Raw genomic sequence first — 17,775 nt, 5'->3', positions numbered from 1 at the left:
AGGAAGTAAGTACCAATGTTCACAACCTATACCACTGAAGGGAAAAGGAGGCTTGCCTTTGCTGCATATAACCGTTCTTGTTCCGTTTCTTATGGCCCTGATGATAGCGCTTCTACGCGGGAGGGTACGCAAGCTCCATAGAGGATGGCTTGTACTGGCCGCACCGCTGATGTTATTTATCTACTTCTTTACCCGTATTCCGGTCATCAAGGGAGGGGATCTCGGATATGAGACATTGCCATGGATTCCTTCCCTTGGGATTGATCTGGTCTTCCATCTGGATGGATTGAGCCTGCTGTTCGCCTTGTTAATCACGGGAATGGGCACCCTGGTCTTTATCTATTCCATCTTTTATCTGGACAAACGCAAGGAAGAGCTGACTCCATTCTATGTGTATCTGCTGCTGTTCATGGGAGCTATGCTGGGAGTCGTCCTATCCGATAACCTGATGGTGTTATACGGATTCTGGGAGCTTACGAGTGTCTCATCCTTCCTTCTGATTGCCTACTGGCACCGGAGACAGAAATCACGCTACGGCGCGCAAAAGTCGATGCTGATCACTGTCTTCGGCGGTCTGGCGATGTTCGCAGGCTTCCTGATGCTGTATGTGATGACAGGTACCTTCAGCATCCGCGAGATCTGGAGCCAGGTGGGCGACATCAGCGGACAAACGCTGTTCATCCCCGCAATGCTGCTTATTCTGCTGGGTGCCTTCACCAAATCGGCCCAGTTTCCGTTCCACATCTGGCTGCCTGATGCAATGGAAGCGCCGACTCCGGTCAGTGCGTATCTGCATTCAGCAACCATGGTCAAAGCCGGTTTATATCTGGTAGCACGGTTCAGCCCGGTGTTTGCGGGGCAACATGAGTGGTTTTGGATAGTGTCGGGCGTCGGCCTGATCACCTTGATCTATGGATCGATCCAGGCGATGAAGCAGACGGACCTGAAGGCTCTGTTAGCTTATTCTACAATCAGCCAGCTCGGTCTGATTATGGGATTACTCGGCATGGGATCGGCAGCTTCCTTTTATACAGGGGAACAGGCTGTATTCTATACCGCCGCAACAACGGCAGCACTCTTTCATTTAATTAATCATGCCATATTCAAAGGTTCGCTCTTCATGGTGGTCGGAATTGTCGACCATGAGACGAATACCCGTGATCTGCGCAAGCTGGGGGGGCTGGTGTCTCTGATGCCGGTAACCTTCACGTTAGCGCTGATCGGCAGCTTCTCAATGGCGGGTCTTCCGCCGTTTGCCGGATTCCTGAGCAAGGAAATGTTCTTCACGGCTGTGCTGAATATCAGACAGCTGGATATCTTCAGCCCCGGGGCCTTCTTTACCATATTCCCGGTGCTGGCGTGGATTGCAAGCATATTTACCTTTGCATACAGCATGATTATGGTCTTCCATACCTTCTTCGGGAAATATCAGCCGGAGAAGCTGGACAAAAAACCACATGAAGCGCCCTTCGGCCTTCTGCTTCCGCCAGTAATTCTGGCACTGCTGGCTGTGATCACCGGCTTCTTCCCGAACATACTGTCGGGGACACTGATCGTGCCGGGGATGAATGCCATTCATCCGGAGCTTGCAGCCAGCTCGCCTTTTTACGTCAACATCTATTTCTGGCACGGGTTCACCGCCGAGGTCTGGATGACGCTGGGCGTGATCCTTCTCGGGATTATCGTATACCGCGTATATGGCCGGTTCAGCCTTGTGGATAAGGAATGGCGCAGCGGCCTCACGCTGACACAGGTATATGACGGGAGTATCCGGCTCGTGGAGGGACTGTCCCGTGCAGTGACAGGGCTATACATGACCGGTTCGATGCGTCATTATCTGATGTACATTTTCACCCTGATTATCGCCGTAGTAGGCGGTACTATGCTTTATTCGGAGGGCATTACGTTTGGCCAGGGGAGCTACGCTCCGGTCACCTTCTTTGAAGTTGTTGCCGTACTGGTCCTGCTGACCGGTGCGCTCGCCATACCATTCGCGAAGTCCAGAGTCTCGGCGATTCTGCTTACCGGAATGGTCGGGTACATGGTGACGCTATTGTTCATCCTGTTCCGCGCACCCGATCTGGCCCTCACCCAGATGATTGTTGAGGTGGTCTCGGTCACGCTGTTCCTGCTCTGCTTCCGGCATCTGCCGAAGCTGAAGCGGGAGAAGGTCACGCTGCGGGTCAAGGTGCCGAGGCTGATCATCGCCTTAGGCTTCGGGATCACGATGACGCTGGTGGCACTGGCCGCGCTAGGCAGCAGTCCGTTCGAGTCTATCTCAACCTACTATGTGGAGAATAGTTACAAGCTTGGCGGCGGCAAGAACATTGTCAATGTGCTGCTGGTGGACTTCCGCGGCTTCGATACCATGTTCGAAATTACGGTGCTGGGGCTGGCGTCGCTGGCCATCTACTCGATGATCAAGCTGCAGCTGGATCAGGATCATACGCCTGTTCTGACCAGAAACAAACCGGAGGAGAGCACGCGCCGCTATACCCGCAGCAATGATGTATTGCTGCAATCGGTGGCAAAAGTAGCCTTCGTTATCATCGTCACTTTCTCCCTGTATCTGTTCTTCGCGGGTCATAATCAGCCGGGCGGCGGCTTTATCGGAGCCTTGATGGCTGCTGCGGCGCTGGTGCTGATCGCGATTGCCTTCGGTACGGAGTTTGTGGAGAAGGTGCTGCCGGTCGATTACCGCAAGTTAATCGCAGTCGGGATTATGATCGCTTTTCTCACCGGAATCGGTTCCTTTGTCTTCGATGCTCCGTTCCTGACCCAGGCCTTCGGTTACTTTGAACTGCCGGTCATGGGCAAGACGGAGCTAACCACGGCGATGCTGTTCGATCTGGGAGTCTACCTCTCGGTGATCGGTGTCACGATGAATATTATCTTTACGATCGGGAGGGATAACTAATGGAGATCCTTATTGCCCTGGCGATCGGTGTCTTGTTTACCGTAGGTGTCTATCTGGTCCTGTCCAAAAGTCTGCTCCGCATCCTGCTCGGGACGACGCTGCTGACTCACGGCGTTCATCTGCTGCTGCTGACGATGGCGGGCCTGAAGACGGGCGCTTCACCTCTGCTTGGCGAGAAGGCGGACAGTTATGTCGATCCGCTGCCGCAGGCGCTTATCCTGACTTCCATTGTAATCAGCTTTGGGGTATCCGCGTTCTTCATCGTTCTGGCCTACCGGGCTTACCGCTCGGCAGGGACGGATGATGTGGAAGGAAGCAAGGGGGAGAGACCATGAACAACCTGCTCGTACTGCCTTTGCTGATCCCGGCCTTTACGGCGGTCATCCTGATTTTTCTCAAGGAACGAGTTAAGCTGCAGCGTATCCTCAGTGCCATCAGTGTGCTGGTGAACATCGCAGTAGCGCTTATCATTATGTACCAGGTCCATACGGATGGGATTCAGACGCTGTATATGGGAGGCTGGATTCCGCCTTACGGCATCGTCTTCGTAGCTGATATGTTCGCAGCGCTGCTCGTCTTGACGGCTGCGGTGGTAGGGGCAGCTTGCCTGTTCTTCTCTTTCGCAAGCATCGGTGAGGAGCGGGAGCGGTTCTACTACTATACATTCTTCCATTTCCTGCTCACCGGTGTGTTCGGCTCGTTCCTGACGGGTGACCTGTTCAACCTGTTTGTCTGCTTCGAGGTGCTGCTGGTTGCCTCCTACGCCATGATTGTTCTGGGTGGAACCCGGATACAGCTGCGTGAGACGCTCAAGTATATCCTTGTCAACGTAATTTCCTCCACCTTGTTCGTAGCGGCGATTGCTTATCTGTACGCGGCGACAGGCACGCTTAATATGGCTCATCTGGCCATCCGTGTGGGAGAGGCCGGGCAGGGCGGAGTCATGAATGTGATTGCCGTACTCCTGCTGCTGGTGTTCTCGCTCAAAGCAGGCCTGCTGCTATTCTTCTGGCTGCCGGATTCGTACAGTGCTCCTCCGCAGGCGGTAAGGGCATTGTTCGGCGCACTGCTTACTAAGGTGGGGCTGTATGCCATCACCAGAACGTTCTCACTGATTTTTGTCCATGATATGGGCCTGACCCATTCGCTGATCGGCTGGATGGCAGGGGCCACTATGATTCTTGGAGCCATAGGGGCACTCGCCTATAATGATCTAAGCCGGATCTTCAATTATAATATTGTCATCAGTGTCGGCTTCATCGCTTTCGGTATTTCTGTGGCTACCCAGGATTCGCTGAGCGGGGTCGTATTCTATCTGATGCACGATATGGTTGCCAAGGCACTGCTGTTCTTCCTGGGCGGGCTGATTGTCGCAGCTTCGGGGACGGAGCAGCTGAGGCTGATGGGCGGTCTGATCCGCCGGTATCCGTGGACGGGCTGGATGTTCTTCGTTCTGACGCTGGCGCTGGTCGGCGTTCCTCCGCTTAGCGGTTTTGCCGGGAAGGTCATGATGGTCCGCAGCGGCTTCGGGGAGCAGCATACCGCGCTTGCGCTTATCGCTCTGGCTTCCAGCTTCGTCGTCTTGTATTCGCTGATCAAAGTCTTCCAGCAGGTATTCTGGGGAGGCGAGAAGAGCGATGAAGAAATCCGTCCTCTGCGCTACAAAGCTATGATGGTACCGGCTGCGGCGCTGTTTGTACTCGTCATCCTAATGGGTATCGGCGCCGAGTGGGTCAACGGCTATGTGGGGCAGGCCGGCGCAGTCCTCGCTGATCCGGCAGCATACATTAATGCTGTCATGAAGGAGTAGATGAAGATGGCCTTTCAAATATTGTTGAATCTCATGATAGCCTTCCTGTGGATGTTCTTGAATAATGACTGGACAGCCTCTGGCTTCATCGTCGGATACGTGCTGGGGGTTGCTGTGCTTATGGCCATGCAGCGCTTCTTCGACGAACGGTTGTATCTGGGCAAAATATGGGCGATTCTGAAGCTGATGGCATTATTTCTGAGGGAGCTGGTGGTATCCAGTTATGTAGTGGTGAAGGCGGTACTTAGACCGAATCTCAATATCCGCCCGGCTATTCTAATGTATCATACAGAGCTGGAGTCGGACTGGGAGGTGGCTGTGCTCATCACGCTGCTCTGCCTTACGCCGGGTTCCGTTGTGCTGGAGGTGTCCAAAGACAATCGGACCTTATACATTCATGCCATGGATATACAGGATGTGAAGCAGTTCGATGCGAATATCCGCAATACGTTTGAACGAGCGATTCTGGAGGTGACCCGTTCATGATTAACTCTATCCTCATGCTGTCGCTGTCGATTATGGTTATCTCCATCGCCATCTGTGCCTGGAGGCTGGTCAAGGGACCTTCGTTGCCTGACCGAATTGCAGCACTCGATACGATCGGAATCAATCTGCTGGCGATGGTCGCCGTCCTCTCGGTCCTGTTCAAGACGCAAGCCTATATAGAGTATATTCTGTTGATTGGAATCCTCTCTTTTATCGGGACGATGGCCTTGGCCAGATATATCGAAAGGGGGGTGGTGTTTGAACATGGAAGTGATCAAGACGGTCATTGAGTATGTGTTTGTCCTGCTGATTCTGACCGGAGCCTTGCTTAGCGCAGTCAGCTCTGTAGGTCTGATCCGCTTGCCCGATGTATACCTAAGATCACATGCCGCCGCCAAAAGTGCTACGCTCGGTGTGCTCTGTGTACTCAGCGGCGCATTCCTCTATTTCGCCTTCTTCCTCGATTTCATCAGTGCGAAGCTGCTGCTCGGAATCGTGTTCGTATTCATGACTTCTCCGCTCTCCGCTCATCTGACCGGCCGGGCGGCTTACCGCTCCGGTGTTCCGCTCTGGAGCCGCCGCGTCCAGGATGATCTCAAGGAGGCGCTGGAGAAGGAGCAGGAACAGGTGAAGACCGATTCATCCTCATCATAGATTAGTATAAAAGCACAAACAGGGATGCCCAACGGCCGTAATTGGTCCGAGGGGCATCCCTGTTTGTTTACTGCTGAGCTTGCTGAGGAAAAGTATCTTTGTACGCCGTGCGTCTGCGGTACAGGTGCAGCAGCAGATAAGAGGCAACGAACGCTGCGGTTACCAGCCACAGCGGTATTCTCGGGTCGAGCTTGTATGCCCAGCCTCCGATAATGCCCGCAGGTGCGGTGAATACCAGGATCAGGACCGACAGCATGGAGAAGACCTTGGCCCGCTTCTCATCATCAATGGCGTTCTGCACGGCTGCCTCCAGATATGGAGAGCTGATCATCAGGCCTACGGCTGCCAGAATGGTGCTCAGCCCGATCCAGACGAAGCTCGCTGATGGGTATAGAACCAGCATGGCATTCGACAGAGCAGATAAGCCGAAGCCTGCCATCATGGCGCGGCTTGCGCTCTGATCCGGGATTCTGGGCATCAAGAGCCACAGGGTCAGCAGCATGATGACAGAGGACACCGCCGGGAACATAGACAGGATGCCGCTGTCCAGATGGATGTAATCTGCCAGATAGAGGTACAGGTAGGTACTTTTCAGCGTAGCCTGGAAGTTGAACAGAATGTATACGCCGAAGATCAGCAGCAGATTGCGCTCAGCCCCCAAATCACGGAAGGCGCCGCCGTATTCAATCATACTCTCTCTAAGGCCGAGCTCCCGGGTCTCCTGCCTTTTGCGGATGCCTGCCTCGGTCTCCCGGGTAGTCAGATGACGGCCCACGAACTGGAAGGTCATGAAGAGGAAGGCCAGCACGTACATGATCCTCATGCCCGTGACCATTCCATACTGGTGGATAAGCAGACCGCCCAGCGGAGCGAACAGGCCTCCGATTACCCCGATGATCTGCAGCAGTGTGAACACATAGGTCCGGTCAGAGGGTCGGGTATCTTCAACAATCAGGCAGTAAAAGGCGATATGAGGCACTCGCTGGAAGCCGTTAATCACTGCAGCTGCGGCGAAAAACCACAGGTTCTGTGAGAAGGCCCATAACAAGGTGGCGAGGCTCCAGCTAAGCAGGTCAAAGTACAGAATAGCTCTTTTGCGTCCTAGCCGGTCTGTTAAGTATCCGCTGAGCAAAGAGGAGAATACCTGCACTAAGAGTCCGATGGTTGTTATCCAGCCGATGTTCAGCTCGGTCAATCCAAGCTCATACATGTACAGGGTGGCATAGGTAGAGAACATGCTGTAGGGAATCAGGAAAAAAGGCTCAAAGGTCAAGCAGCCCCGGCTGTTTCCCTCCAGCCGCGGAAAGAAAGGTTTTGCCATGATGAAATCCTCCAGGGAACCGTTTCAGGTCAGGTTATTTTCCATAATGGAATAGATGCTTTCTATATTGGAATTGTTTGTATGGCGACGGCGCGTTTAGAATGTAATCATGCCTTGGCGCCTTAGGTACATTTTATTTCCGAAGGAGAATGTGAAATTTGTTACAATAGAAGTTCAGGATGATGATTGTATTACATAGTCCATAAATGCAGTGACGCTCTCTGTGTTCTGTTTATTCTTGGGATTCACCATGGCAAACGAGCTAAGAACCGGATCGGCCAGCGGCACGATGCTAAGCTTGGGATGATCCACATAACGGGCAACCTGATTCATCAGCAGGGTTACACCGAGATTCTCGGCGACGAGCTCCATAATGGTCTCAATCCGGCTGTTGGTGAAGAGTACCTCAGGCGTGAAGCCGGCCTTGCGGCACTCTTCCATACAGGTAGTATAAATACCCGAAACCGAGTTCAGCAGAATGAATTTGTCGGTCTGCAGCCGGGTAAGCCCCACGGAGGCTTGATCAGCTAGGGGATGATCCTTGGAGACTACCAGCACTAAGAAGTCATCCACCAGCGGATGAACCTCGGCGATGCCCTCCGGAATATAGTTAGTGCGCATGAATGCTACATCCACCTCGCCATTGCGGAGCATGGATACAATGATATCATTTTCTTTTTCAATCAGATGCAATTTGATATGCGGATACATTCCTGTAAACCCGGCTATGATTGAAGTCATGCCATATTGTGACATCACGGGAATGGTCGCAATGGATATATGGCCTTTTTCGAGCAGCTCATGCTTCTTCATGTTCGACATCATCTCATTGTAATTGGCCAGAATCTTCTCGGCATATAATACGAACTCATCTCCGGCAGGCGTCAGGCTGATCGTCCGTGTCCTTCGGTCGAACAGCAGGGTGTTCAGCTCGCCTTCCAGGGATTTGATCTGTTTGGATATCGCGGATTGGGTGATGCACAGCTCATCCGCTGCGCTGGAGAAGCTCAGATATTTACGAATTGTCAAAAAATATTGAAGCTGTGCAATAGTCATGGGTGATCATCCTATCTGAAGGTATAGTGGGTTCTGAAGTAGAGTGGCGTATCGCGACCTTTATATATTAACAAAAATGGTTCCAAGAAGGAGTACAAATGAGGAAAAAGAATCTAAAGAAGATGCTGTCGGTTATGCTGTTGGTGTCATTGGTGATCTTATCTGTGGCAGGATGTTCAGGTACAAAAAATGAAGATAGTTCTAAAGATGCCGGGGGCATCACTTATAAGGCCGGAACCTATACAGGATCTGCGGACGGGAAAAACGGTGCGGTGCAGGTGGAAGTTACCTTCTCGGAGCATGCCATCGACGCTGTGAAGGTAGTGAATTTCAAGGAGACCGAAGGGGTCAGTGACGCATCCGTTACCAAGATTCCGAAGGCTATTGTGGATAACCAGTCCTTGAAGATTGATGCCGTCTCCGGGGCAACCGTCACCAGTGATGCGATCCTGGCCGCCGTCGCCGATTGCGTAACCCAAGCCGGTGTAGATCCGCTGGTTCTGAACAATGATGTGAAGAAAGTGGAATCGACCGAGGTAGAGGACTTAACGACAGATGTAGTCGTCATCGGCGGCGGCGCGGCAGGCATGTCCGCTTCCCTTCGTGCAGATGAGCTTGGACTGAAAACCATCCTGCTGGAGAAAATGACTTACATCGGCGGGGCCATCTCGATTAGCGGCGGCAATCAGGTGGTTGGACTCTCCAAGCTTCAGCAAGATGCTGGAGTTACCGACGACAGTGCCGACAGCATCGTGACGGATTTCCTTGCCAACGGGGGCAATAAGAACGTTGCCGAGTTATTGAAGCTGTTCGCAGCCAACGTCGGGCAGACTACAGACTGGCTGAATCAATATGTGGGGATTAAATACGATATGGCAGGCGGACTGCATAAGCTGGCAGAGTACAGTCATGACCGGGAGCTTGCCTACGATCAAGGCGGACCCGGATTCGCCAAGCAGGCCCGCCAGAAGGTCGAAGAGTCGGGTGTGGAACTGTACCTGGAGACCAGAGCAGATAAGCTGGTTACAGATGATAGCGGAGCTGTTACAGGTGTCGTTGCCAAAGACGGCACCGGGAAGACCTACAATATTACAGCTAAGGCAGTGATTATGGCTACCGGAGGTTATGGTAATAATAAAGACCTGCTCTCCGATCAGTTAAAGACCGCTCTATACTATGGTCCGACCTCCTCGACTGGAGATGGAATTGTAATGGCCAAGGGTGAAGGCATCGATGCCGCAACCCGCCTGATGGAGTACGGGAAACGTTACCCCAATGGAGTTGAGGTATCCGAGGGAATTGCGAAATCTACCATTGTCGGCAATATCGCTGCATTCAAAAAGAGCGGAATTCTGGTGAATAGTGCCGGAGATAGAGTAGTGAATGAGAAGTCCAGTAATCGCAGCATTCTGGAAGTGGAACTTACGCAACAGAATCAGATGCTATACTTGCTGATGGATCAGGCAACCTTCGATGTGTTCAAGACCAGTCTGGGCGAAGCAGGAATCTCACAGGGTGATATTGAGACATGGCTGAAGAACAATGGTTCAACTAAGCCATATTTCTTCCATGCCGAGACGGCTGAAGCGCTGGCAACGGCTGCCGGAATGGATGCTGGTGCGCTGCAGAACACCATTAACCGCTATAACGGCTTCGTTAAGGCCCGCAAGGATGAGGACTTCGGGCGTTCAGCGGATTACATGAAGGAATCCATTGGATCAGGCCCTTACTATCTGGTAGAGCAGAAACCGCGTTTCGCTACAACCATGGGGGGACTGGTTGTGAACGCGGACTTTGAAGTCCTGAACACGAGCAGCCAGATTATCTCCGGACTCTATGCTGCAGGCGAGGTTGTTGGCGGTGTCATGGGAGATGACTCCCCCTCTGGCGCCAATAATGCCTGGGCATTGACCTCCGGGAAGCTGTCAGCAGAGGCAGTGGTTGATAAGCTTAAATAAGCCCGGCTATCCTATAGTGGAAAAGACCAAGGTGCCATGAGATAATATGTTATCCGAAAATTAGATAAGGTGGTTAACATGTTTATCATCATTGGGCTAGTATTCATTGCTTTATACGCGTTAATTGTCTTCTATATCGGCTGGAGCGGCTGGGGCTGGATCAAGCCGGTCGTCTCCGGACGGTTCCGGCTGTTCTACATCATTGCGCTGATCTTTCTGGCCAGCTCGCTGATTCTCTCCAGAGTGGTAGCGGGGTCAGCGGTCTTAAGCGTCATTGGCAGTTACTGGCTGGCCGTATTCAGCCTGCTGCTCATGCTGCTGCCGCTAGTGCACCTTATGGTCTGGCTCACGAAGCTAGTCAGGCTGCCACGCCGTGCCGTTCAGAAGTGGTCCGGTATTCTAACGCTGGTGGCGCTGGTGAGCCTGCTCGGGTATGGAAGCTATAATGCATACAGCCCGGTTGTGCGTTCCTACGAGGTACAGATTGACAAGCCGGGTCCGGCCAGCGGTAAGCTTCATATCGTGATGGCTTCGGATATGCACTTCGGTTATTTATCCGGCAAACGCCATGCGGAGCGGATGGTACAGGAGATTAACGCCTTGCACCCCGATCTGATACTGCTCCCGGGCGATATCGTGGATGATGATGTCAGGCCGTATAAGGAGAAAGGACTCGGCGCTGTGCTGGCGAAGCTTGAAGCTCCGCTCGGAGTGTATGCTTCCCTGGGGAATCATGACCGGTTCAAAGGCGGGACGGAGGAGATCATCAGCCTGCTGAAGGAGAGCGGGATGCAGGTGCTCTATGATGAAGACGTCGAGGTGGGCGGCTGGCTGACGCTGATTGGACGGAAGGACTACAGCGATAAGGAGCGGGCCAAGCTGGCTGATCTGACCAAGGACATAGATCATTCCAAGCCGGTGTTCATGCTGGAGCATCAGCCGGTGGAGTTCGGGATTGCGCAGGAGCAGGGCGTGGATCTGATGGTCTCCGGCCATACCCACCGCGGGCAGATCGCGCCAGCCAACCTGATCACTTCCCGGGTGTTCGAGAATGATTGGGGGTACCTGAAGAAGGGGCAGCTTCATACAATCGTGTCTTCAGGCTATGGCTTCTGGGGTCCGCCGATCCGCATCGGGTCGCGCTCAGAAATCGTGTCCATTCAAGTGCAGTTTTCTAACGCAGACCAGTAAGTTGACAGGGCTGACCCGAGATGGGTTAGCTCTTTTTTTTGGATAAAGGTTTACAAATACCTGTAGATCGGCTATATTGTACTGGTACAATAAGTACACTGTTCACGCAAGGAGGCAGCGTGTGGAGATCATCATCAGTAGTAACAGGAACAAGCCCATTTATGAGCAGATCACCTCGCAGATCAAAGGCAAGATTATGAGCGGAGAGCTTCAGGCAGGAGATCCCATACCTTCGATGCGTGCCTTGGCCAAATCCATTCAAGTCAGTGTCATCACCGTACAGAAGGCGTATGAGGATTTACAGCGCGACGGCTTCATTGAGACTACGGTTGGCCGGGGGAGCTTCGTTTCCGCCGTGAGCCAGGCCCTGTTTCAGGAAGAGCAGCAGAAGCAAGTGGAGGAGCATCTGATCACAGCGGCCGAGATCGCCCGCGCAAGCGGAATCAAACTGGAAAAGATGGTGGACATGCTGACTGTCTTTTATAAGGAGGGTAATCATGAATCTTAGTTTGGAAATCACCGGACTGACCAAGTCCTATGCCGACTCCGGCTTTATGCTGGATAATGTATCATTAGCAATTCCCAGCGGAACCATTATGGGGTTCGTGGGTGAGAATGGAGCAGGGAAGACGACAACAATCAAGTCTATTCTGAACACGGTTCAGATCGACAGCGGTACAATCCGGCTGCTGGGCAAGGAGATGAAGGATGAAGACACCGCCTTGCGCGAAGACATCGGCGTTGTTTTGGACTCGGCCAATTTTCCGGCGGTGCTGACTCCGGTGAAGCTGGGGAAGGTCATGCGCGGTATCTATAAGCAGTGGGATCAGGAGGTCTATGTGAAGCTCACGGAGAAGTTCGGCCTGCCTATGGACCGCAGGATCAACGGGTTCTCACGGGGCATGACGATGAAGCTTGCCATAGCCGCCGCCATGTCGCATCATCCCAAGCTGCTGATTCTCGATGAGGCTACCTCGGGACTCGACCCCATTACCAGAGAGGAGATTCTGGAGGTATTCCTGGAGTTCGTTGAGGACGAGCATCACGCCATACTGATGTCTTCTCATATCACAAGCGATCTGGAGAAGATCGCCGATTATATCACCTTTATTCATCAAGGGAAGATCATTCTGACTGCGATGAAAGATGAGCTGATCTATGACTACGGCGTGGCCCGCTGCACCAGCGACCAGTTCCGGCGTATTGCTGAAGGTGACAGGCTGGCTTACCGGGTGAAGGAGCATCAGACCGATGTGCTGGTGAAGGACAGAAGAGGCTTCGGGCAACAATACAGCGGGATTACGGTGGATCAGGTATCCATTGATGAAATTCTGCTGCTTCTGGTAAAGGGGGAGAACTAATATGCGCGGGCTGCTGTTAAATAATTATTACTCACTGCAAAATAACATCAAATCCTCCCTCGGCATTGCGCTGCTGCTGGCCCTGGTCTCATTTGTCGGGGTGGAACACTCGGTATTGAATGCCGTCATCGCCGCGCAGATTATGCTCTTTGTTGTGAGTATCGGGGCCTCCCTGCAGGCGGACGAGGCATCGAAATGGAACCGGTTTGAAATCACACTGCCGGTCAGAAGGAGAACGGTCATCCATGCCAAGTACCTGAGCTTCCTGATGCTGATTCTGATGGGAACGGCTGCAAGCCTGGTTACTATGGCGTTACTCTATGTAAGAGGGGTGGACACCTCGGACTGGAGCATGTCCAGAGGGTACACCTTCGGTTTAGCCTTATCGCTCTCCATTCTGGCGATCTATTATCCGGTCATTCTTAAATTCGGCATTGCCAAAAGCGAGCAGATGCTCATGGTATCGGTAGGGCTATCCATGGGCCTCCGGTTTCTGGTATGGATGCTGCTGAACCTGTATATGGACGATGTGAACTTTAATGGACCAGAGACCGGGTACGGCGCTTTATTGTTGGCGGTTCTTTTGTTCATTGCGTCTTATGTGGCGGCCGTGCGGATTCACCGGAATAAAGAATTCTGATCCTGCTGTAAGCCGGTGGCTTCCTCGGCTCTGCCGGCTCCGCATGATCTCCTTGTAGACTTCGATGGCGTATGCCCGGGACCGCTTCAGATCCACAATGGCATCTTCGGCGGGCAGGTGAATGTCCTTATCAGACCAGTCCTCGCGTTCCGGCAGCCAAGTGCGGATATAGCTTCCGCCGGGATCATTGGTCTGGGATTGGGTGACCGGATTCATTACCCGGAAATAGGGAGAGGCATCGAAGCCGAGCGAAGAGCTCCACAGCCAGCCGCCACGGTTCTGGGCGTTGTCGTAATCGCTTAGCTTCAGCCGGAAATAACGCTCGCCATAGATGAAGGGACAGCCCAGATTCTTCGTCAGGAACATGGCCGTTATCATCCGCAGCCGGTTAGGCATCCAGCCGGTTGCGTTCAACTGGCGCATAGCTGCATCGATGACCGGAATGCCGGTCCTGCCCTGAGCCCAGGCCTCGAAGTGCTGTGTCCCCAGCGCAGAGAGATCATATACATTCTCATAATTGAAGAAATCCCGGTCCAGCCGTGCTTGACCCAGATAGAAATCCCTCCAGGCTAACTGTCTCAGCCAATCTTCGCCAATATCCTCTTCTTCAGTAAGTCTGCTATATAGTGTCCGTGCCGAGATCGCTCCCGTATTCAAATGCCTGCTGATCCGGCTGGTCCGTTCCTGCGCATAATGATCCCGGTTGATCTTGTAATCATTCAGATCCGCATGCAGGAAATTCTCAAACACATGATCCGGGTTCATCTGCTCTGCGGCGGGAGCCAGCGCTGTAAGCTCCCGGGCAATCGCTTCGGGAAGCTGGAAGGCGTCTGCGAGCTGCGGGTGAAGAGCAACGGTTCGCAGACTACTTAGCCCGGCAGCGTACGGCGGCTGGAACCGCTGCGCGAGAAAAGTACGCCAGCGGCGGTAGAAGGGAGTAAACACCTTGAACGGCTCACTCCGGCCGCACCAGTCCATGAATGCTTCCAGATCACAGAGCATGCTGTCATGCCGGGCATGGAACCGGAGGTTCAGCGCATAGGCGGTATCCTGCAGAAGCCGGTCTCTGGTGAGCGCATAAGGGGTATAATCCGCATGGATGCTGACTTCCTGGATAGGATGTATCCCGGCCAGACGCTGTAAGACCGCCTCCGGCTCTCCATATAGGAGATGTAGCAGCTTACCTTGTGTCGCATATTCCTGCTGAAGACGGGCAACATGCTGAAGGAAATTCTGTCCGCTATGCTCCAGATAACGCTTATTCCGGAGCAGGAACGGCTCCAGTATTAATACATGCAGCGAGTCTTCCTGCGCCGAAGCTATGGCATCGAAGGCCGGCAGATCAGAAGTCCGCAGGTCCTTGCGGTGTATGAATAGAATCATAGATGTAGTTCCTTTCCGATGCAGGTGTGATCTGTTAAATTCTAAACGGTATGGCTGGCAGATACAACTGGGTTAACCCCTGCATATGGTGAAGGTTCATCGGATCAACTATTCCAAAATAAGGGAGCTGCCACTTCTGTGTTGCTAAAGCCTGCTTATTGGTTACGGTATCCCAGGCTGGATATACCCGTATCGCCATTTTTCCCGGTGTATGATCGGTTGCCAGCACGCCATGCATTTTCAGCAGGTCCTTCGGAAAGACAAACTGTCCAAGCTCCCCGCTGACAGGATGGAAGGTGTTAATGACCAGCAAATCAGGGGCATCGGCATAGGTGAAGGCCTGGTTTTTACGCCCGGCATTTTTTTCCCACATCGCGACAAATTGACCGGTCTTCGTGGGGGTGATTTTGGCAACCCGAAACCGGACCGAAAGATCACCCAGTTGAAATAGACCGGCTCCATATTCGGCGTTCTGTGTTTCTTCACGTATGGAAGCGACAGTTAAGCGGGCAGGTGCGTACAATGTTTCATTAATATAAGCTAATGTGGTATGAAATTTATTCATAAGCTGGCCCTTCTTCCATGAAAATAATCATGTTGCTTCTCCTAAAGATACTATCAGGGAAATCGGCCTGAAGGAAATTTTCCGGTAGTCGGTCAGGTTTTTTGTTAGAATTAGGAAGGCAACAGGATTTTACTTGACTAAAGGAGAGGTTTTATTTTGAAAAGAGGATTCACACTAGTGCTCTCGGTGCTCTCAGTTCTATTGCTGCTATCGGGCGGTATTACAGCATTTGCCGCAGAGCAAGGCAGCACTGGAGCAGGTGGAGCTACCCCATCCGGCATACCGTTGACCGGTTTGGAAGCTTTTGTAGATGAATATGTAAAAGAGTACATAGGAAAGCAGACCGTAGGTGCGTCCGTTGTCATGGTGAAGGATGGACAGGTCGTGCTGTCCAAGGGGTACGGCTACGCCGACGTAGAACAACAGATCCCCGTCTCTCCGGATACGGTCATGGAATGGGGCTCTATCAGCAAGCTCGCCGTATGGACATCCGTAATGCAACTGGCTGAGCAGGGCAAACTGGATCTGAATGAAGATATCCGTAAGCTTTTGCCGGAGCATTTCCTGACCAAGCTGGAGTATGACGAGCCGATCACCATGCTGCATCTGATGAACCACAATGCCGGATTTGAAGAGTATATGTTCGATATGGCTTACCAGTTGCCTGAGGAAGTGCGGTCACTGGAAGAAGGTCTGAAGCTGGCTCAGCCGGCACAGATCTACAGACCGGGAGAGGTAGTCGCTTATTCGAACTACGGCAACTCACTGGCTGCCTATATTGTGGAGAGAATCAGCGGGCAGCCTTATCATGAATACGTCCAGCAGCATATTTTTGAGCCGCTGGGCATGAAGCATTCCATTGCGTATTCCGTGGTGGAAGACCGTCCGGAACTGCTGAAGCTCAAGGCCAAAGGGTATTTCTTCGCCGGACAAGGCTCCTTCAAACAAGGCTCATGGAATTATATGTCCATGTACCCGAACGGCGGAAATAACGGGACTGCGGAGGATCTGGCCAAGTTCGCCATGGCCTTCATGCCCGCAGCCGGAGAGCAATCCCCGCTGTTCAAGAAGTCCGGTACGCTTGGTACGATGCTGACCCGGAGTCATTCTGCTGCAGAAGGCATGCCGGGCATCGCCCACGGGTTCTGGGAGTATCCCGGGGCACACCGGACGCTGGGACATGGCGGGAACACGATTGCTTTTGCCACCAACCTTATGCTTGTGCCTGAAGACCGGTTTGCAGTTGTGATTATGACGAACCAGGCGGGCGAATCCCACATTGTACATGGTCTGACCAAAGCGGTAGTGGGGCAGAGAGCACAGACGGAGGCAGCGGTTCTGCCGGACGTGTCAGAGGTGGAAGGCCGATTCGTCGCGGCACGCCGTCCCGGCCATGGCTTCATGAAGCTGTTCCCATATCTGACGATGATGAAGCTTGAGCCTCAGGGAGCAGATCAGCTTAAAGTGTCACTTGCCGGGATGAGCGGAAGCTATAAGCAGGTTGAGCCTTACCTCTATGAGAAGACGGGCGGGGATTCAGGACTGGATGCCTGGCCGATGCTGTATGCCACAATGAAGGACGGGAAGGTAGAGGCTGTCTCGGTGTACACCTCCGATTATCTGCCGCTGTCTCCGGGCCGGTCCATGCCGTTACTAATTCTAAGTGCAGCACTTGCGGGACTGGCGATAATCTATTTCGTAATTGCTCCGTTTGTGTGGCTGGTACAGATGCTTCTGCGCAAAAGGAGAGCACAGCGTAACCGTCCTGCATCCCGATCCGCCAACCGGAAGCTGACGGCCGGACTGACCTTAACCGGTACCGGCCTGGTGGTGAACAATCTGGTGCTGGCCTTACGGATGCTTAGCAACAATGAACGTGCCTATGCGGAGGTGTATCCGCAGATTATAGTGAATATTGGGCTAACCGGACTGGCTGCACTGCTTATTGCTGCGCTGTTTCTAACCAGGAAGAGGCACCTGACTCCGTCGCCTGCTTCAACGGCCCGTTATCCTTGGTCTGTCATCGTGCCCATGGTGATGATGGCAATTCTGCTGGCCCAGCTTGTATTCTGGGAGTTCTACAGTTAAGGAGCATTCAAGTAGGTGATTGTATTTCCTGCAATAGAAAATGGATTACTGACCGTAAAATGAGATTCTATTGTATTGTATACAGTAGAATCTTGTGTTTTGGGTGAAAACAGGCCTTTGTTCAACATTCAATTGTACGGAATACATTAGATTCTATTTCGAAGCCTTTTTTACAGCAATCCATTGTACAAAATGCAGTTACTATCGTTCCAGCGACTAAGCATCCGAAGGACTGCTGTGAAAATGAGAAGCTGGCTCGTTAAGGTCCAGTAATGATCATATTCACAATATTAAATCTGATGTTGCACTAGTAGAGCATCAGTCTTTAAATTGTGGTTGGGCATG

General features: G+C 52.6%; 16 protein-coding genes. 12 read left to right on the top strand and 4 right to left on the bottom strand.

Annotated elements, in window-relative coordinates:
• Positions 1 to 52 precede the first annotated feature (52 nt).
• From C173_RS23175 to mnhG, 6 genes are read left to right on the top strand one after another with little or no spacing between them, the layout of a single operon-like run.
• Positions 53 to 2,917, top strand: a complete 2,865-nt coding sequence (locus C173_RS23175) for a Na+/H+ antiporter subunit A (protein ID WP_036729056.1) — start codon at positions 53 to 55, stop codon at positions 2,915 to 2,917.
• Positions 2,917 to 3,252, top strand: coding sequence for a Na(+)/H(+) antiporter subunit C (locus tag C173_RS23170; protein WP_036729053.1), 336 nt, complete (start codon positions 2,917 to 2,919; stop codon positions 3,250 to 3,252). Before C173_RS23175 ends, C173_RS23170 begins: the two co-directional genes overlap by 1 nt.
• On the top strand, positions 3,249 to 4,727 hold the full coding sequence (locus C173_RS23165; RefSeq protein WP_036729051.1) for a Na+/H+ antiporter subunit D: 1,479 nt from the start codon (positions 3,249 to 3,251) through the stop codon (positions 4,725 to 4,727). The genes C173_RS23170 and C173_RS23165 overlap by 4 nt, the downstream gene beginning before the upstream one ends.
• Before the next feature lie 6 nt (positions 4,728 to 4,733).
• Positions 4,734 to 5,213, top strand: a complete 480-nt coding sequence (locus C173_RS23160) for a Na+/H+ antiporter subunit E (RefSeq protein ID WP_036729048.1) — start codon at positions 4,734 to 4,736, stop codon at positions 5,211 to 5,213.
• Positions 5,210 to 5,503 carry a Na(+)/H(+) antiporter subunit F1 gene (locus tag C173_RS23155; protein WP_036729045.1) on the top strand — a complete coding sequence of 98 codons (294 nt, stop codon included), beginning with the start codon at positions 5,210 to 5,212 and terminating at the stop codon, positions 5,501 to 5,503. The genes C173_RS23160 and C173_RS23155 overlap by 4 nt, the downstream gene beginning before the upstream one ends.
• The gene (gene mnhG, locus C173_RS23150) at positions 5,478 to 5,867 is read left to right on the top strand and encodes a monovalent cation/H(+) antiporter subunit G (protein WP_036729043.1); all 390 of its coding nucleotides are present in this window, start codon (positions 5,478 to 5,480) and stop codon (positions 5,865 to 5,867) included. Before C173_RS23155 ends, mnhG begins: the two co-directional genes overlap by 26 nt.
• Positions 5,868 to 5,934: 67 nt before the next feature.
• Here the strand turns inward: mnhG and C173_RS23145 are convergent, their stop codons facing one another.
• A complete protein-coding gene (locus C173_RS23145) occupies positions 5,935 to 7,188 on the bottom strand; it encodes an MFS transporter (RefSeq protein WP_036729040.1) in 1,254 nt (417 codons plus the stop codon).
• Positions 7,189 to 7,362: 174 nt separating this feature from the next.
• Positions 7,363 to 8,244 carry a LysR family transcriptional regulator gene (locus C173_RS23140; RefSeq protein ID WP_036729037.1) on the bottom strand — a complete coding sequence of 294 codons (882 nt, stop codon included), beginning with the start codon at positions 8,242 to 8,244 and terminating at the stop codon, positions 7,363 to 7,365.
• Between the two features lie 98 nt (positions 8,245 to 8,342).
• Here C173_RS23140 and C173_RS23135 point away from each other — a divergent pair, with 98 nt between their 5' ends.
• The 5 genes from C173_RS23135 (at position 8,343) to C173_RS23115 (ending at position 13,394) form a co-directional block, all read left to right on the top strand.
• A complete protein-coding gene (locus C173_RS23135) occupies positions 8,343 to 10,202 on the top strand; it encodes an FAD-dependent oxidoreductase (protein WP_036729035.1) in 1,860 nt (619 codons plus the stop codon).
• Between the two features lie 78 nt (positions 10,203 to 10,280).
• A complete protein-coding gene (locus tag C173_RS23130; RefSeq protein WP_036729032.1) occupies positions 10,281 to 11,393 on the top strand; it encodes a metallophosphoesterase in 1,113 nt (370 codons plus the stop codon).
• A 121-nt stretch (positions 11,394 to 11,514) separates the two neighbouring features.
• Positions 11,515 to 11,901, top strand: coding sequence for a GntR family transcriptional regulator (locus C173_RS23125; RefSeq protein ID WP_036729029.1), 387 nt, complete (start codon positions 11,515 to 11,517; stop codon positions 11,899 to 11,901).
• Complete coding sequence (locus C173_RS23120; RefSeq protein WP_036729026.1) at positions 11,891 to 12,754, top strand: ABC transporter ATP-binding protein; 864 nt, start codon at positions 11,891 to 11,893, stop codon at positions 12,752 to 12,754. Before C173_RS23125 ends, C173_RS23120 begins: the two co-directional genes overlap by 11 nt.
• A 1-nt stretch (position 12,755) precedes the next feature.
• A complete protein-coding gene (locus C173_RS23115; protein ID WP_036729023.1) occupies positions 12,756 to 13,394 on the top strand; it encodes an ABC-2 transporter permease in 639 nt (212 codons plus the stop codon).
• On the opposite strand, the gene C173_RS23110 is transcribed toward C173_RS23115, so the two are convergent.
• Positions 13,320 to 14,777, bottom strand: a complete 1,458-nt coding sequence (locus C173_RS23110; RefSeq protein WP_063830941.1) for a cryptochrome/photolyase family protein — start codon at positions 14,775 to 14,777, stop codon at positions 13,320 to 13,322. The two genes, C173_RS23115 and C173_RS23110, sit on opposite strands and share 75 nt — an antisense overlap.
• Positions 14,778 to 14,811: 34 nt before the next feature.
• The gene (locus C173_RS23105; protein ID WP_036729020.1) at positions 14,812 to 15,342 is read right to left on the bottom strand and encodes a MepB family protein; all 531 of its coding nucleotides are present in this window, start codon (positions 15,340 to 15,342) and stop codon (positions 14,812 to 14,814) included.
• Positions 15,343 to 15,498: 156 nt separating this feature from the next.
• On the opposite strand from C173_RS23105, the gene C173_RS23100 reads away from it, so the two are divergent.
• A complete protein-coding gene (locus C173_RS23100) occupies positions 15,499 to 17,430 on the top strand; it encodes a serine hydrolase domain-containing protein (RefSeq protein WP_162174713.1) in 1,932 nt (643 codons plus the stop codon).
• Positions 17,431 to 17,775: the final 345 nt, after the last annotated feature.

The sequence above is a fragment of the Paenibacillus sp. FSL R7-277 genome (assembly GCF_000517965.1).
GTDB lineage: Bacteria > Bacillota > Bacilli > Paenibacillales > Paenibacillaceae > Paenibacillus_AQ > Paenibacillus_AQ silagei.
Note: the sequence above shows the minus strand (reverse complement) of the source record. Positions and strands in the feature narration are given on the sequence as shown.

Excerpts from the sequence above, each read along its gene's own strand:
- C173_RS23130 (WP_036729032.1), top strand. The coding sequence starts at position 10,281 with ATGTTTATCATCATTGGGCTAGTATTCATTGCTTTATACGCGTTAATT.
- C173_RS23160 (WP_036729048.1), top strand. The coding sequence starts at position 4,734 with ATGGCCTTTCAAATATTGTTGAATCTCATGATAGCCTTCCTGTGGATG.
- C173_RS23135 (WP_036729035.1), top strand. The coding sequence starts at position 8,343 with ATGAGGAAAAAGAATCTAAAGAAGATGCTGTCGGTTATGCTGTTGGTG.
- mnhG (WP_036729043.1), top strand. The coding sequence starts at position 5,478 with ATGGAAGTGATCAAGACGGTCATTGAGTATGTGTTTGTCCTGCTGATT.
- C173_RS23105 (WP_036729020.1), bottom strand. The coding sequence starts at position 15,342 with ATGAATAAATTTCATACCACATTAGCTTATATTAATGAAACATTGTAC.
- C173_RS23115 (WP_036729023.1), top strand. The coding sequence starts at position 12,756 with ATGCGCGGGCTGCTGTTAAATAATTATTACTCACTGCAAAATAACATC.
- C173_RS23145 (WP_036729040.1), bottom strand. The coding sequence starts at position 7,188 with ATGGCAAAACCTTTCTTTCCGCGGCTGGAGGGAAACAGCCGGGGCTGC.
- C173_RS23170 (WP_036729053.1), top strand. The coding sequence starts at position 2,917 with ATGGAGATCCTTATTGCCCTGGCGATCGGTGTCTTGTTTACCGTAGGT.
- C173_RS23120 (WP_036729026.1), top strand. The coding sequence starts at position 11,891 with ATGAATCTTAGTTTGGAAATCACCGGACTGACCAAGTCCTATGCCGAC.
- C173_RS23155 (WP_036729045.1), top strand. The coding sequence starts at position 5,210 with ATGATTAACTCTATCCTCATGCTGTCGCTGTCGATTATGGTTATCTCC.
- C173_RS23140 (WP_036729037.1), bottom strand. The coding sequence starts at position 8,244 with ATGACTATTGCACAGCTTCAATATTTTTTGACAATTCGTAAATATCTG.
- C173_RS23165 (WP_036729051.1), top strand. The coding sequence starts at position 3,249 with ATGAACAACCTGCTCGTACTGCCTTTGCTGATCCCGGCCTTTACGGCG.
- C173_RS23110 (WP_063830941.1), bottom strand. The coding sequence starts at position 14,777 with ATGATTCTATTCATACACCGCAAGGACCTGCGGACTTCTGATCTGCCG.